Raw genomic sequence first — 15,801 nt, forward strand, 5'->3', positions numbered from 1 at the left:
AATAAAGTGCTGATCTTTGTTAAACTTGAGGAATGTGCGAGGCACGATAAAAAGTTGTATTTACTTTTCATTTGTTATAAAATTAGAATGAGAATAAAATGAGAATAATGATTATATATTTTGGAGGTATAGATATGGCTGCTTCAACATTAACGATCAAAGATCTTCACGTTGAAATCGAAGGGAAAGAGATCTTAAAGGGTGTAAACCTTGAAATAAAAGGTGGAGAATTCCACGCAGTAATGGGCCCGAACGGAACTGGTAAATCCACTTTATCAGCTGCTATTATGGGGCATCCTAAATATGAAGTAACAAAAGGCAGCATCACGCTTGACGGCAAAGATGTACTGGAGATGGAAGTGGACGAGCGTGCGCAGGCAGGCTTATTCCTTGCGATGCAGTACCCAAGTGAAATCAGCGGTGTGACAAATGCCGACTTCCTTCGCTCAGCAATCAACGCGCGCAGAGAAGAAGGCGATGAAATTTCTCTTATGAAATTCATCCGCAAAATGGACGAAAACATGGAGTTCCTTGAAATGGACCCTGAAATGGCTCAGCGCTATCTTAACGAAGGCTTCTCAGGCGGGGAGAAAAAACGCAACGAAATTCTTCAATTAATGATGATTGAACCGAAAATCGCCATCCTTGATGAAATCGACTCAGGTCTTGATATTGACGCTTTGAAAGTTGTATCTAAAGGGATCAACAGAATGCGCAGCGAAAACTTCGGCTGCCTGATGATCACTCACTATCAGCGCCTGTTAAACTACATCACTCCGGATGTTGTTCACGTTATGATGCAAGGCCGCGTTGTTAAATCCGGCGGTGCAGAGCTTGCACAGCGTCTTGAAGCAGAAGGTTATGACTGGATCAAACAAGAACTTGGCATTGAAGACGAAACTGTTGGCCAAGAAGCGTAAGCGTTAGGGGGATTAATATGACACTAGATACAAAACTATCCGTAGATCAGGAGTATCTCAAAAGCTTTTCCGAAAAGCATCAAGAACCTGCCTGGCTGAAAAACCTGCGCTTACAGGCTCTTGAACAAGCTGAGGATCTGCCGATGCCGAAGCCTGACAAAACTAAAATCACAAACTGGAACTTCACGAATTTCGCGAAGCATACAGTTGATAACGAACCGCTTTCTTCATTAGAAGATTTGACTGATGAAGCAAAAGCGCTGATCGACGTTGAAAACGAAGATAAAACATTATACGTACAGCGTGACCAGACGCCGGCATACCTTTCACTTTCTCAAGAATTGAAAGACAAAGGCGTTATCTTCACTGATATTCTGACTGCTGCTCGCGAGCACAGCGACTTGGTGGAGAAATACTTTATGAAGGACGGCGTGAAGGTTGATGAGCATAAGTTAACTGCACTTCACGCGGCTCTTGTTAACGGAGGAGCATTCCTTTATGTTCCGAAAAATGTTGAGGTGGAGACGCCGGTTCAGGCTGTTTATGTCCACGAAAGCAATGATACAGCTCTATTCAACCACGTGCTGATTGTGGCTGAAGACCACAGCTCTGTCACATATGTAGAAAACTATATCAGCACTGTAAACCCGAAAGACGCTGTCTTCAATATTATCAGTGAGGTCATCACAGGTGATAATGCCAGCGTGACATACGGTGCGGTGGATAATCTGTCAAGCGGTGTGACAACTTATGTGAACCGCCGCGGTGCTGCGCGCGGACGCGACAGCAAAATCGAGTGGGCTCTCGGCCTGATGAACGACGGCGACACGATTTCCGAAAACACAACAAACCTTTACGGTGACGGCACATACGGCGATACGAAAACGGTTGTTGTCGGAAGAGGAGAGCAAACAGAAAACTTTACAACACAAATCATCCATTTCGGTAAAGCTTCTGAAGGCTATATCTTGAAGCACGGTGTAATGAAAGATTCTGCTTCTTCTATCTTTAACGGAATCGGCAAAATCGAACATGGCGCTTCTAAAGCGAATGCGGAGCAGGAATCACGTGTGCTGATGCTCAGCGAAAAAGCACGCGGAGACGCCAACCCTATTCTTTTAATTGACGAAGACGATGTAACTGCAGGACATGCGGCATCTGTCGGCCGTGTGGACCCTATTCAGCTTTACTACCTGATGAGCCGCGGTATTCCGAAAGAAGAAGCAGAACGCTTAGTCATTTACGGATTCCTTGCACCGGTAGTAAATGAACTTCCGATTGAAGGCGTTAAGAAACAATTGGTTTCTGTTATCGAAAGGAAAGTGAAGTAATGAATATCACAGATATTCGTGAACAGTTCCCGATCCTTCATCAGCAAGTGAACGGACATGATCTCGTTTATCTCGACAGCGCGGCGACTTCCCAGAAGCCGCGTGCTGTCATTGAAACACTGGATAAGTATTATAACCAATACAATTCCAATGTTCATCGGGGCGTCCATACACTTGGAACCAGAGCGACAGACGGTTATGAAGGAGCGCGTGAAAAAGTCCGCAAGTTTATTAACGCGAAGTCAATGGCTGAGATTATTTTCACAAAAGGCACGACCACATCACTGAATATGGTGGCGTTAAGCTATGCGCGCGCCAACCTGAAACCTGGTGATGAAGTGGTCATCACCTACATGGAGCATCATGCGAATATCATTCCGTGGCAGCAAGCTGTCAAAGCGACTGGCGCCACATTAAAATATATTCCGCTGCAGGAAGACGGAACGATTTCTTTAAAAGACGTCAGAGAAACGGTCACAAGCAACACAAAAATTGTTGCAGTGTCTCATGTATCTAACGTTCTCGGCACGATCAACCCGATTAAAGACATGGCGAAAATTGCCCATGATAACGGGGCTGTCATTGTGGTGGACGGTGCACAAAGCACGCCTCACATGAAAATTGACGTGCAGGATCTCGATTGCGACTTCTTTGCACTTTCTTCCCATAAAATGTGCGGACCTACCGGTATTGGTGTGCTGTACGGAAAGAAAGCCCTGCTGGAAAACATGGAGCCTGCCGAATTCGGCGGTGAAATGATCGACTTTGTCGGGCTTTATGAATCAACTTGGAAAGAGCTTCCGTGGAAATTCGAAGCGGGTACGCCGATTATTGCAGGAGCAATCGGTCTCGGTGCCGCCATTGATTTTCTCGAAGAAATCGGTCTTGATGAGATTTCCCGCCATGAGCACAAGCTTGCAGCTTATGCGCTTGAACGCTTCCGCCAGCTTGACGGCGTAACGGTTTACGGGCCAAAAGAGCGTGCCGGGCTTGTTACATTTAACCTTGATGATGTTCATCCGCACGATGTGGCGACTGTGCTTGATGCGGAGGGAATCGCAGTCAGAGCCGGCCACCATTGCGCGCAGCCGCTGATGAAATGGCTGGATGTAACTGCTACTGCAAGAGCAAGCTTTTACCTGTATAATACAGAGGAAGAGATTGATAAGCTTGTGGAAGCTCTTCAAAAGACAAAGGAGTATTTTACAAATGTCTTTTAATGCAAACTTAGATACATTGTACAGACAGGTGATTATGGATCATTACAAAAACCCGCGCAATAAAGGGGTTTTAAATGACAGCATCGTCGTGGATATGAACAACCCGACATGCGGCGACCGAATCAGGCTGACAATGAAGCTTGACGGAGACATCGTGGAAGATGCGAAATTTGAAGGGGAAGGCTGTTCCATTTCAATGGCATCCGCTTCGATGATGACTCAAGCGATTAAAGGGAAAGATATTGAAACTGCCCTTTCCATGTCTAAGATTTTCTCGGATATGATGCAAGGGAAAGAGTATGATGATTCTATAGATCTCGGGGATATTGAAGCCCTTCAAGGCGTTTCAAAATTCCCTGCCCGTATCAAATGTGCAACCCTGTCATGGAAAGCACTTGAAAAAGGAGTCGCAAAAGAAGAAGGCGGCAATTAAAAGGATTGGAGTGAAAATGGATGGCTAAAAAAATGCCTGATATTGGTGAATACAAGTATGGTTTTCACGACAAGGACGTTTCCATTTTCCGTTCAGAGCGTGGATTGACAAAAGAAATCGTAGAAGAAATTTCTCGCATGAAAGAAGAGCCTCAATGGATGCTTGATTTCCGCTTGAAATCACTTGAACATTTCTACAACATGCCGATGCCTCAATGGGGCGGAGATTTAAACTCACTGAACTTTGACGAAATTACGTACTACGTAAAACCGTCTGAGCGTTCAGAGCGTTCTTGGGATGAAGTTCCTGACGAAATTAAGCAAACATTCGACAAGCTCGGTATTCCTGAAGCTGAACAAAAATACCTTGCGGGTGTTTCTGCTCAGTACGAATCTGAGGTTGTATACCACAACATGAAAGAAGATCTTGAAGCGCAAGGCATCGTCTTTAAAGACACTGACAGTGCGCTGAAAGAGAATGAAGATATTTTCCGTGAGCACTGGGCAAAAGTAATCCCGCCGACTGATAACAAGTTTGCGGCGCTTAACTCAGCTGTTTGGTCCGGCGGATCTTTCATCTACGTGCCTAAAGGCGTAAAGGTGGAAACGCCGCTTCAAGCTTACTTCCGTATCAACTCTGAAAACATGGGCCAGTTCGAACGTACACTGATTATTGTTGACGAAGAAGCAAGCGTTCATTACGTTGAAGGCTGTACTGCGCCTGTTTACACAACAAACTCACTTCACAGTGCGGTTGTTGAGATCATCGTGAAAAAAGGCGGCTACTGCCGTTATACAACGATCCAAAACTGGGCAAACAACGTTTACAACCTTGTAACGAAGCGTACGATCTGTGAAGAAAACGCAACAATGGAATGGATCGACGGCAACATCGGTTCTAAGCTGACAATGAAATATCCGGCTTGTATCCTAAAAGGCGAAGGCGCGCGCGGTATGACGCTTTCTATCGCTCTTGCAGGTAAAGGCCAGCATCAGGATGCAGGTGCGAAAATGATTCACCTTGCGCCAAACACATCATCCACAATCGTATCAAAATCGATTTCAAAACAGGGCGGAAAAGTAACGTACCGCGGAATCGTCCACTTCGGACGCAAAGCGGAAGGCGCCCGCTCTAACATCGAGTGCGATACGCTTATTATGGATAACAAATCAACGTCAGACACAATTCCTTACAATGAAATCTTAAATGATAACATTTCATTGGAGCACGAAGCGAAAGTGTCTAAAGTATCTGAAGAGCAGCTCTTCTACTTGATGAGCCGCGGTATTTCTGAAGAAGAAGCGACAGAAATGATCGTAATGGGCTTCATCGAGCCATTCACAAAAGAGCTTCCAATGGAATACGCAGTAGAAATGAACCGTTTGATTAAGTTCGAAATGGAAGGGTCAATCGGTTAATTGTTTCACAAAAAAGGACGTGACTGGTTTTCAGTCGCGTCCTTTTTGTATGAAGAAGAAAAACCGCTGGCCGCAGGACCCGCGGTTCTTTACTCCTCTTCTATTTCATGGTTGATAATTTGTTTTACAGATGATCTGCTGTTATTTTCTCTGTTCATCTCTCGCAATTGAGTATAAGCCATATCGAATTCCTCTTTTGTCATCTGCTTTGCGGCTAATGCGGAGCATAATATAGCAAAAGCAATTGGCATTGTATCAATGTGAATGTCGATATGGACTTCTGAGTTGCCGCTGTTTTTGATAGCAGATTCAGTAGTGGGTATCTCTTGTGCATGTCTGTTGATAGGAATGATATTTTCGTTCATTAGTCTTCCCCGTCTTGTGTCTGAGCCTGTGCCTGATCCTGGTCTGTGTTCACGCTGACCACGACTTTTGCATTACCGCTGTTTTGGACTTTTGCGACTGCCGCATCGCGTCTGTTTTCTTCATTTTCATGACGATTTTCGCTCATGGTATCATCCTTTCTCTATTGATAGTGACAGAATATTCGATAGGAGAGTAAAGAGATTGGACGAACTTCGCGGTTTTTCCACATTAGGGCAAAAGGTCGAAGGAAAGCATTTGATTTGGTAAAATGAATAGATATCATAATAGAAAAGGTGTTTGCATATGAAATCGTACATCATCATCGGCGCAGGAATTCTCGGCGCTTCGACGGCTTATCATCTCGCAAAATCTGGCGCTCGTGTTACTGTCATTGACCGGAAAGAGCCGGGACAAGCGACTGATGCGGCGGCGGGGATCGTCTGTCCTTGGCTCTCACAGCGCCGTAATCAGGATTGGTACCAGCTTGCAAAGGGAGGAGCACGGTACTATACGGATTTAATCCATCAATTGGAAGAGGACGGAGAAACAGATACGGGATACAAGCGTGTCGGTGCGATCAGCATTCATACTGATCCGGCGAAGCTCGATAAGATGGAGGAGCGGGCGTATAAGAGGCGGGAGGATGCGCCGGAGATCGGTGAGATTACCCGCTTGTCCGCGAGCGAGACGAAAAAGCTGTTTCCGATTTTGGCTGATGGCTATGAATCGGTTCATATCAGCGGGGCCGCCCGCGTGAATGGAAGAGCGCTGTGCCGGTCGCTTTTAAGCGCTGCGGAGAAACGCGGCGCAGAGATCATCAAAGGAAATGCATCCCTGCTTTTTGAAAACGGAACAGTCACCGGCGTGCGAACAGATACAAAGCAGTTTGCGGCAGACGCGGTGATTGTGGCGACGGGGGCATGGGCCAATGAAATCATGAAGCCTCTTGGCATTCATTTTCAAGTGTCTTTTCAGAAAGCGCAGATTATGCATTTTGAAATGACAGATGCAGATACAGGATTCTGGCCGGTTGTGATGCCGCCGAGTGATCAGTACATTCTTTCGTTTGATAACGGCAGAATCGTAGCTGGCGCTACACACGAAAATGATGCTGCTCTTCATGATCTGCGGGTGACAGCCGGAGGCCAGCACGAAGTATTGAGCAAAGCGTTAGGCGTTGCACCGGGCCTTGCTGATGCCGCTGCCATTGAAACAAGAGTGGGCTTCAGGCCGTTTACACCGGGATTTCTGCCGGTCATAGGGGCTGTGCCGAATGTTCAAGGCCTGTACGCTGCTAACGGTTTGGGTGCTTCTGGCCTGACGATGGGGCCGTTCTTGGGTGCAGAGCTCGCAAAGCTAGTTCTCGGAAAGCAGACAGAATTAGACCTTAGCCCTTATGATCCAGCCGGAGCACTTGCATAATAAGTAAGAGCATGACAAACAAATAGTATAAAGCTGTTCTGGCTTTTCTTTTCTGTATGTGTTAGCATTTATCTTTAATGAAAAAGAGGACGTGAACTGATTTTGATAAAAATTGATATCCCCGCACCGAATGTCACCATCACTGAACGACAGCAGTCAGCTAATGATAACGAGCCGAAAATAAAGGCGATATACGGCTTCATCGACTTTCACCAGATCCCACGGGATAAAGGCGGCATCTTTATGTTTTATAACATTCATGACGAGCTGCTGTTTGTCGGTAAAGCCAGAAAGTTAAGACAGAGAATTAAGAAGCATTTTGAAGACAATGTCTCACCGATCAAACATCACAGAGACGAAGTATATAAAATTGAAGTATGTGTAGTCGATGATCCAATGGAAAGAGACATTTACGAAACCTATATCATCAATACACAGCAATCGAAGTACAATGTGGACAAGGTATTTTTTAAATAAGAGACGTCAGTCTGCGGATTGAACAGCGAAGCCAGAGCTTAAATGAAGTTCTGGCTTTTCATTTGGGCATTTTTTCACTTATAGGTCTAGTCTACAATTATTGAGAAATTTCAGAAAATAATATTGACAATCCTGGCTGTGGACTTTAATATAACAATATATAATGTTATATAACGTTATATAATAAAAATGGGGAGTGAAGGATTTGAGTCAGGCCACAGCAAAAGTAAATCGTGAGGTTCAAGCTTTCTTGCAGGATTTGAAAGGGAAAACCATTGACCATGTATTCTTTGTCGCATGCGGAGGATCTTCGGCCATTATGTACCCGAGTAAATATGTGTTTGACAGAGAGTCAAAATCAATCAACTCCGACCTTTACAGTTCTAATGAATTTATTCAGCGCAACCCTGTTCAGCTTGGCGAAAAGTCTCTTGTTATTTTGTGCTCGCATTCGGGAAATACCCCGGAAACAGTCAAAGCTGCTGCGTTTGCGAGAGGCAAAGGCGCACTTACGATTGCGATGACGTATAAGCCGGAGTCTCCTTTAGCGCAGGAAGCGCAATATGTTGCCCAGTACGATTGGGGTGATGAGGCGCTTGCGATCAATACGAACTATGGCGTTCTGTATCAAATCGTTTTCGGAACCCTGCAAGTTTTAGAAAACAATACGAAATTCCAACAGGCAATTGAAGGCTTAGACCAATTACAGGCTGTGTATGAAGAAGCCCTTAAGCAGGAAGCTGACAACGCAAAGCAGTTTGCAAAAGCTCATGAAAAAGAAAGCATTATTTATACAATGGCAAGCGGTGCAAACTACGGTGTCGCTTACTCCTACAGCATCTGCATTCTCATGGAAATGCAATGGATCCATTCCCACGCCATTCATGCCGGAGAATATTTTCACGGACCGTTTGAAATTATTGATGAATCCGTGCCGTTTATCATCCTGCTCGGTTTAGATGAAACAAGGCCTCTTGAAGAGCGGGCGCTTACCTTCTCGAAAAAGTATGGCAAAAAGCTCACTGTGCTTGATGCTGCATCTTACGACTTCACTGCAATTGACGATTCAGTTAAAGGCTACCTTGCTCCGCTCGTTCTCAACCGTGTGCTGAGAAGCTATGCAGACGAGCTGGCAGAGGCGAGAAATCATCCTTTATCTCATAGAAGATACATGTGGAAAGTTGAGTATTGATCTGAAAATGAGGAACCATTATGCATTAGACTATAATGTTATATAACATTATAGTCTAATGTCCAGAGGAGGCCAACCCTTTGAAGAAAATATTGTTGTTCTTGATCATTGCAGCTGTCAGTATGTTCACCATTGCGGGCTGTTCGAGCCAAAGCAGTTCAGCGGACGGAAAGGTGACATTGAAGTTTTTCCACAGATGGCCGAAGGAGCCGGAAAAAAGTTATTTTGAAGAAGTTGTGAAGGAATTTGAAAAAGAACACCCAGATATCGATATTCAAATTGAAGCCGTTTTAAATGACTCCTATAAAGATAAAATTAAGGTCATGCTGGGAACCACCAGCCCTCCTGACATTTACTTCTCTTGGAGCGATGAGTTTGCTTTTAAATTTATCAGAGGCAATAAAGCACTTGATCTCTCGTCCTACTACAAAAATGACACCGATTGGTCATCACAGCTCGTTCAATCGCAAATTACACCATTTACTTATGAAAACAAGCAATATGGCGTGCCGTGGCAAATGGACGCTAAATCATTCTTCTATAATAAAGACATTTTCCAAAAGCTGAAACTTGATCCCCCGAAGACGTGGGATGAATTAATCAAGGTGTCAAAAAAGCTGAAGGAACATGGCTACACACCGATCAGCTTCGGAACAAAGGCGACTTGGACAATCTCGCACTATATCGGCACGCTTAATCAGCGGATGGTCGATGAAAAAACACGGGAAAAGGACTATAACGCCAAAACGGGTGAATTTACTGATGAAGGCTACGTAAAAGCCCTTGAAAAGCTTCAAGAGCTGACGCCTTACTTTAATAAACATGTAAACTCCGTCGACCATGAATATGTGAGACAGCAATTTAAGAGCGGAAAGTCGGCGATGATATATGCGGAAACAGCGGAAATCAAGTTGGTTGAACCGGTTAACCTCGGGATGTTCCCATTTCCTGAAATCAGCGGGCAAAAAGGATCTTCAGAAGCATTAACGGGAGCGCCGGAAGGATTCATGATTTCCTCAAGAACAAAACATCCGAAGGAAGCGATGGAGTTTTTGCAGTTCCTGACGTCGAAAAAAATGGGCGAAAAGCTCGTGAAAGATGTTGGAAAATACAGTGCGGTGCAAGGTACGGCTACTGAAGAAAATTCAACAGCCACTCAGCGTGAAGCCGTTCAGCATATTGTTGACGCTAAATCAATGGTGCCATGGTTTGATATGGATGTCGATGTTGAAGTCGTAGATGCGTACCTAACGAGCGTCCAGCAGATGCTTGGCGGCGACATGACACCGCAGCAGGTGATGAAAGCCGTTCAAAAAGCAGCAAAGCAGGCGAGGGCGTCAGCTGAATAAATCAAAGAAAAGGTGAAGCTTCGCACCTTTTCTTTTTATAAAGGAGATGAGATACCCTTGGTCAATCAAAATAAAATAATCCCCTATTTGTTTTTGGTGCCCGCTCTCGTTTTTTTACTTTTCGTTTATATCCCGATTTTTGAGAATGTCTTCCTCAGCCTGTTTCAGTGGAGCTCTTTTTCTCCGGAAAAAACGTTTATCGGCTTGAAAAACTATGTTGAATTGTTTCATGATCCTGTCTTTTATCAGGCGCTTACCAATAATGTGCTTTACGCAGTGATCTCAATTGTATGCCAGGTATTTGGCGGTTTGATTTTGGCGGCGGTGCTTGAGGATAAGCTGGTCAGAAAATGGTCGCCGTTTTTTCGTACCGTTTTCTTTTTGCCGGTTGTCATCTCCATGACGGTGATCGCGCTTTTGTTTGATTTTATTTACAATCCGGAGACAGGGCTTTTGAATCAGCTGCTTCAGGCCATCGGTCTTGATCAGCTGACGAGGGCCTGGCTCGGAGATGACAGCACAGCTATGCTTTCTGTCATTTTTGTGTCCCAGTGGCAATCTGTCGGTTATATTGCGATGCTGTACATCGTGTCGATCCAAAAAATACCGGATGAACTGTATGAAGCGGCCCGGCTTGACGGCGCGGGGAAAATTCAGCAGTTTTTTCATATTACTATTCCACAGACGAAAGAGATGTCTTTTGTTGCTGTGGTCATGACGCTGACTGGGGCCTTTACGGTATTTAATGAGCCGTACATATTGACAGGCGGCGGGCCGGGAAACGCGTCAGAAGTCCTGAGCACGTTTTTATATAAAAGTGCCTTTACAAAGGATATGATGGGCTACGCCTCAGCGATTGCCACTGTCGTGTTAATCATTACGCTCGCATTGTCGCTCATGCAAATGAAGTTCTTTAAAACCGGAAAGGAGGAGTAACAGATGCTGCCTCAGAAGAAGACAGATTCGTTCAGATTGGAGCCTGTGCCTGACCAGCACATTGAGGTCAAAAGAAAGACTAGGCGAAAATGGTACATCGGAGAAACGTCTGTGTGGGTTTTTCTGTTTCTTTATTTGATTGCGATTGCCTATCCGCTTCTATGGATGGTGATGAGCGCCTTTAAAAACTCTGACGATATTTTTGAGCACAGCTGGTCGCTGCCGTCTTCGTGGCATCCGGAAAACTTTGTGTCCGCCTGGAACCAGGGGATTTCTTCTTATTTTATGAACAGCGTCATCGTTACGGTGCTGACGTGTGTGATCACTGTCTTTATCAGTGCATGGGCGGCGTACGGCCTTTCCCGGTTTGAGTTCAAAGGAAAAGGATTCTTTTTGGTGCTTTGTCTTGGCGGTTTGATGCTGACGCCGCAGGTCAGTCTTGTGCCGCTTTATTCTATTATTCAGTCGCTGGGCCTGTACAATACGTATTGGGCATTAATCCTGCCGTACGCGGCTTACCGGATCCCATTCACCATCATATTGATCCGCTCTTATTTTCTTTCTATTTCAAAAGAATTAGAGGAGGCGGCTTATTTAGATGGATGTACAAGTTTCGGAGTATTTTTCAGAATTTTCTTACCAATGAGTGTGCCGATTTTAGTGACATCCGGCATTTTGACGGCTTACCATACGTGGAATGAGTTTATGTTTGCGATTATTTTCATAGATGATGAGAATTTGCGGACCATTCCAGCTGGGCTGATGCAGTTCAGAGACGCGCTGCAGACTGATTGGGGCGTCCTGCTGGCCGGGTTAACGATTTCAGCCGCGCCGATTATTATTCTATTTTTATTGATGCAGAAATATTTTGTCCGCGGGATTGCAAGCGGCAGTGTAAAAGGATAAAGGAGGAAGCACTATGAAATTGATTGCGGTTGGAGATAATGTTGTCGATTACTACCAGGATCAAGAAACATTTTACCCGGGAGGAAATGCCTTAAACGTTGCTGTGCTTGCCAAGCGGCTCGGGCATGAGTCTTCTTATATCGGAATCGTTGGCAATGACGAAGCCGCGGCACATGTGTTGAACGTTCTCAAGCTGGAGCAGGTCAATGCAGATTATATCCGCCAGGCGCACGGAGAAAACGGGATGGCGATTGTCACTCTTGATGAACAGGGGGACCGTATTTTTGTCAGATCAAATAAAGGCGGCATTCAGTCTCGGCTTCGCCTCGCGTTTCAGGAGAAAGATGTATCTTTTATCAGCGGGCATGATCTGCTGCATACGAGCGTGTACAGCAGGCTTGAGAACGATCTTCCGCAGCTGTGCGGGCTTGTCCCGGTCTCATTTGATTTTTCAACCAATCGGGAGGATGATTATTTGAGGAGGGTCTGTCCTTATGTGACATATGCGTTTTTTTCAGGAAGCGATTTGAGTGAGTCGGAATGCGGCGAGCTTGCCAAAACAGCTCATGGGTACGGAGCCAAAATGGTTTGTATGACTCGAGGGGGCCAAGGTGCAATCATGTCTGCGGGTGATCGAATCTATCATCAGCCGATTGTGGAAACTGATATAATAGATACACTTGGAGCGGGAGATTCTTTTATAGCAGGCTTTTTGACTGCCTTTTGCGTGAAGCAGGATATAATGTACGCTTTGCGCCAGGCCGCCGAAACGGCTGCGAAAACATGCGGTGTGTACGGAGCTTTCGGCTATGGCTATCCTTATCGCTTGGAGGACGGGGGAAGCAGTGAAAAAACGAGAATACTATAAGCAGTGTCTCGTTTTTTATGCCTGTTATGTGTAGGGACTGTTGATGGTAAAGGTGACACGGTTTGTGTGCATCAAAAACAATGAGCAATAGATTGGCTGGTCGTTTGATGTAAAAGCCGTTTTATCAATTTCAAACAGCGCATCCCCGATATCACAATCCAGGTATTTGCTTTCCTCCTGTTGGGCATATACAACGTTTAATAGCTTCGTATTGTGCGTGGGTACAACTTTGTATTGCTGTTTCAAAATATCATGCATGGAGACGCCGTCAGCAATAAAGGTATCAATGCCGGGAAACAAATCAAGCGGATAATGCGTCACTTCAAAGGTGAGAGGCTGATCATCGTTATAAAGAATCCGTTTTAATTCAACGACAGGGCTCTCGGGATGGATTTGAAGCTTTTCGGCGATAGGCTTTGGCGCTGGAATGATGTCATGGGACAGCACTTGGTGCTTCGGTTTTTTGCCGGTTGATTCCATAAATTCCGAGTAGCCGTTTACAGCGATCAGTTCTCGTTTTAATTTAGGGCTTTTAACGAACGTTCCCTTTCCCTGCTGCCTGATGAGATAACCTTCTTCGACTAAATCGAGAATGGCTTTTCTGACGGTGATGCGGCTGACGTTATACTTGCTGCAAAGTTCGCTTTCGGTAGGCAGCTTGGCGGTTGGGGAATACACGCCCTTTTTGATGTCATCAGTGATGATTTGTTTTAGCTGAATGTATAAAGGTGTAGAACTTCCGTTGTTTAACAAAGGGTAGCCTCCTTTTAACCTATTATTTATATTATAATGTATTATGACGTTATAATACAAATTTACATTTTTTATTTTAGAAATATAGCAAAAATGGGAATCGATTACTCTAAAAATAACAGAAAGACCAAGTTGTTTCCAGTGACGAAATAACGATCAAAAGATAGGGGGAATGTTCTGATGGCTTCATTAACATTCGAACACGTCAAAAAATCATATCACTCACAATTAACCGTGAAGAACTTTGATTTAGATGTAAAGGATAAGGAGCTATTGGTGCTGGTGGGGCCGTCAGGATGCGGAAAATCAACAACGCTGCGGATGGTGGCTGGATTAGAAAGCATTTCTGAAGGAAATCTTCTCATTGATGGGGAGCGGGTCAATGATCTTCCCCCAAAAGAACGTGATATTGCAATGGTATTTCAAAACTATGCGCTTTATCCGCATATGACGGTTTTTGATAATATGGCGTTTGGATTAAAGCTCAGAAAGATGGCGAAACAGGAAATTGCCGAGCGGGTTCATGCGGCAGCCAGAATTTTAGAAATTGAACATTTGCTGAAGAGAAAACCAAAGGCGCTCTCCGGCGGGCAGCGGCAAAGGGTGGCGCTTGGGAGATCGATTGTAAGGGAGCCGAAGGTCTTTTTAATGGACGAGCCGCTTTCTAATCTGGATGCAAAACTAAGAGTGACGATGCGGACAGAAATCAGCAAGCTGCACCAGCGATTAGAGGCAACGATTATTTATGTCACGCATGACCAGACCGAAGCAATGACAATGGGAGATCGGATTGTCGTCATGAATGAAGGGGAAATCCAGCAAGTGGCGAAACCTCATGACATTTATCATTACCCGGCAAATCTGTTTGTCGCAGGCTTCATCGGCTCTCCCGGAATGAACTTTTTAAAAGGCGTTATAGAACAGCAGCATGGCGAGCTGTTTTTCACAAACCCCTCGATCCGTCTTCATATTCCTGAAGAAAAAGCAAACCGGCTGAAGGAAAACGGATATGCCGGAGAGCAAATGATTGCCGGAGTCCGGCCGGAGCACATCACACAAATGACAGGAAATAAACAGGTGTTTGATTCAGTGTTTAAAGCAAAGGTAGAAGTGAATGAAAATCTGGGCTCAGAGCTCATTGTGCATGTCATGGCTGGGGGCGAGCGGCTGACGGTTCGCCTGGATGGAAACACGCGAATCGCAGCAGGCGATTCAATCCAGCTCACAGTGAAAATGGATCACGTCGTCTTTTTCGATGCGGAAACAGAAGAGGCTGTGTATTAGGAAAGGTGCTCCTTTTTAGGAGCACCTTTTTCTTACGGCCAAATCTCATCCGCCCATTCAGGGTGGTCGATAAATGGGTTGCGGTTGTGTTGATATTTCTCATAAATGATTTCATTTCTTTTCCGCTCACGGTCGTCAACCGGATCCTGCTTATTCCACTCGAGCAGGACAGATTGTTTGCCATGATAAGGAGCTGAGCCATTGCCTGTCTTATCATTAAGCTCAAGGTCAGGGTAGCCGTCATCACCCTCGTAACGGACAGCCATGTAAAACAGCATGCGGGCAACATCGCCTTTCACATCATCACGGGGCTCCCATGAATCGCCGTCATAATAATTTCCGGGTGCCTTCGCATATTCAGTGCCGCCATTGTCAAAATCCATATTTCCTCTGGCGCTGTTAACTTGAACATCAGCCGGGCGCAAATGATGAATATCAGTACCAGGCCCCTTGCTCGTACCAAAATCGCCATGGGATTTCGCCCAGACGTGCTCGCGGTTCCAATCGCCGACATTGCCGCCGTTCAGGTTTTTGGGCCGCGATTCATTCGTATAGAGCAGGATGACGTTATTCCGATTAGCCGGGTCTTCATCGGTTTCTTTCAGCGCGTTCCACACCTCGCTGTAGGACAGCATCGTGTGTCCGCTGATGATGCGGTGCAGGGCGCTTTTTAGCGAGTCTCCTGTTTTGCCTTCAGCCCCTTCATAATAGGTATCTGTGTCAGCATAGGGTGCAGCGGGGGCGGCTAATGAGAGAAGACTCCCTGTTCCTGAAGGGGAAGACGCCAATCGGTCATTAAGGTTTAATGCGGTTTGCCCGCTTGCTGAAGCTGCCGGCGCAAACCATCCGGAAATCAAGAAAACACAGACGAGCGGCAGAAACCATGCTTTTTTTGTCATCACTTGCCCTCCTTTTATGAGATCATG

The 15,801-nt window shown here is 45.3% G+C and carries 17 protein-coding genes; 13 read left to right on the plus strand and 4 right to left on the minus strand.

The window, feature by feature from the left end; translation table 11 throughout:
- Positions 1–134 precede the first annotated feature (134 nt).
- The 5 genes from sufC to sufB are packed head-to-tail and all read left to right on the plus strand — an operon-like array spanning position 135 to position 5,322.
- Positions 135–920, plus strand: a complete 786-nt coding sequence (gene sufC, locus ACQXR1_RS03305; RefSeq protein WP_003327022.1) for a Fe-S cluster assembly ATPase SufC — start codon at positions 135–137, stop codon at positions 918–920.
- A gap of 17 nt (positions 921–937) precedes the next feature.
- On the plus strand, positions 938–2,251 hold the full coding sequence (sufD, locus tag ACQXR1_RS03310; protein WP_014665303.1) for a Fe-S cluster assembly protein SufD: 1,314 nt from the start codon (positions 938–940) through the stop codon (positions 2,249–2,251).
- Positions 2,251–3,471, plus strand: coding sequence for a cysteine desulfurase SufS (gene sufS, locus ACQXR1_RS03315; protein ID WP_069840301.1), 1,221 nt, complete (start codon positions 2,251–2,253; stop codon positions 3,469–3,471). The genes sufD and sufS overlap by 1 nt, the downstream gene beginning before the upstream one ends.
- Positions 3,461–3,904, plus strand: coding sequence for a Fe-S cluster assembly sulfur transfer protein SufU (gene sufU, locus ACQXR1_RS03320; RefSeq protein ID WP_003222809.1), 444 nt, complete (start codon positions 3,461–3,463; stop codon positions 3,902–3,904). Before sufS ends, sufU begins: the two co-directional genes overlap by 11 nt.
- A 20-nt stretch (positions 3,905–3,924) precedes the next feature.
- Positions 3,925–5,322: a Fe-S cluster assembly protein SufB gene (sufB, locus tag ACQXR1_RS03325; RefSeq protein ID WP_003240854.1), complete on the plus strand. Its 1,398-nt coding sequence runs from the start codon at positions 3,925–3,927 to the stop codon at positions 5,320–5,322.
- 89 nt (positions 5,323–5,411) lie between these two features.
- Here sufB and ACQXR1_RS03330 read toward each other — a convergent pair whose 3' ends face one another.
- Positions 5,412–5,687 carry a hypothetical protein gene (locus ACQXR1_RS03330; protein WP_069150266.1) on the minus strand — a complete coding sequence of 92 codons (276 nt, stop codon included), beginning with the start codon at positions 5,685–5,687 and terminating at the stop codon, positions 5,412–5,414.
- A complete protein-coding gene (gene sspG, locus ACQXR1_RS03335) occupies positions 5,687–5,833 on the minus strand; it encodes an acid-soluble spore protein SspG (protein ID WP_040081894.1) in 147 nt (48 codons plus the stop codon). Before sspG ends, ACQXR1_RS03330 begins: the two co-directional genes overlap by 1 nt.
- A gap of 158 nt (positions 5,834–5,991) precedes the next feature.
- Here sspG and ACQXR1_RS03340 point away from each other — a divergent pair, with 158 nt between their 5' ends.
- From ACQXR1_RS03340 to frlD, 7 genes are all read left to right on the plus strand, one after another.
- Positions 5,992–7,110, plus strand: a complete 1,119-nt coding sequence (locus ACQXR1_RS03340) for an NAD(P)/FAD-dependent oxidoreductase (protein ID WP_430771717.1) — start codon at positions 5,992–5,994, stop codon at positions 7,108–7,110.
- 102 nt (positions 7,111–7,212) lie between these two features.
- The gene (locus ACQXR1_RS03345) at positions 7,213–7,587 is read left to right on the plus strand and encodes a nucleotide excision repair endonuclease (RefSeq protein WP_069840299.1); all 375 of its coding nucleotides are present in this window, start codon (positions 7,213–7,215) and stop codon (positions 7,585–7,587) included.
- A gap of 205 nt (positions 7,588–7,792) precedes the next feature.
- The gene (gene frlB / locus ACQXR1_RS03350) at positions 7,793–8,779 is read left to right on the plus strand and encodes a fructosamine deglycase FrlB (RefSeq protein WP_014665296.1); all 987 of its coding nucleotides are present in this window, start codon (positions 7,793–7,795) and stop codon (positions 8,777–8,779) included.
- 80 nt (positions 8,780–8,859) lie between these two features.
- Entirely contained in the window at positions 8,860–10,128 is a 1,269-nt protein-coding gene (locus ACQXR1_RS03355; RefSeq protein WP_430771718.1) for an ABC transporter substrate-binding protein, read from the plus strand.
- Between the two features lie 57 nt (positions 10,129–10,185).
- Positions 10,186–11,064, plus strand: coding sequence for a carbohydrate ABC transporter permease (locus ACQXR1_RS03360; RefSeq protein WP_014665294.1), 879 nt, complete (start codon positions 10,186–10,188; stop codon positions 11,062–11,064).
- A gap of 3 nt (positions 11,065–11,067) precedes the next feature.
- Entirely contained in the window at positions 11,068–11,970 is a 903-nt protein-coding gene (locus tag ACQXR1_RS03365) for a carbohydrate ABC transporter permease (protein ID WP_071580838.1), read from the plus strand.
- A gap of 13 nt (positions 11,971–11,983) precedes the next feature.
- Positions 11,984–12,838: a fructosamine kinase FrlD gene (frlD, locus tag ACQXR1_RS03370; RefSeq protein ID WP_430771719.1), complete on the plus strand. Its 855-nt coding sequence runs from the start codon at positions 11,984–11,986 to the stop codon at positions 12,836–12,838.
- A gap of 24 nt (positions 12,839–12,862) precedes the next feature.
- On the opposite strand, the gene frlR is transcribed toward frlD, so the two are convergent.
- On the minus strand, positions 12,863–13,591 hold the full coding sequence (gene frlR / locus ACQXR1_RS03375) for a transcriptional regulator FrlR (RefSeq protein WP_071580836.1): 729 nt from the start codon (positions 13,589–13,591) through the stop codon (positions 12,863–12,865).
- A 180-nt stretch (positions 13,592–13,771) separates the two neighbouring features.
- On the opposite strand from frlR, the gene ACQXR1_RS03380 reads away from it, so the two are divergent.
- A complete protein-coding gene (locus ACQXR1_RS03380; RefSeq protein ID WP_430771720.1) occupies positions 13,772–14,875 on the plus strand; it encodes an ABC transporter ATP-binding protein in 1,104 nt (367 codons plus the stop codon).
- Between the two features lie 32 nt (positions 14,876–14,907).
- Here ACQXR1_RS03380 and ACQXR1_RS03385 read toward each other — a convergent pair whose 3' ends face one another.
- Positions 14,908–15,774, minus strand: coding sequence for an endonuclease I family protein (locus ACQXR1_RS03385; protein ID WP_430771721.1), 867 nt, complete (start codon positions 15,772–15,774; stop codon positions 14,908–14,910).
- Between the last annotated feature and the right edge of the window lie 27 nt (positions 15,775–15,801).

The sequence above is a fragment of the Bacillus sp. ATD genome (assembly GCF_050585765.1).
GTDB lineage: Bacteria > Bacillota > Bacilli > Bacillales > Bacillaceae > Bacillus > Bacillus stercoris.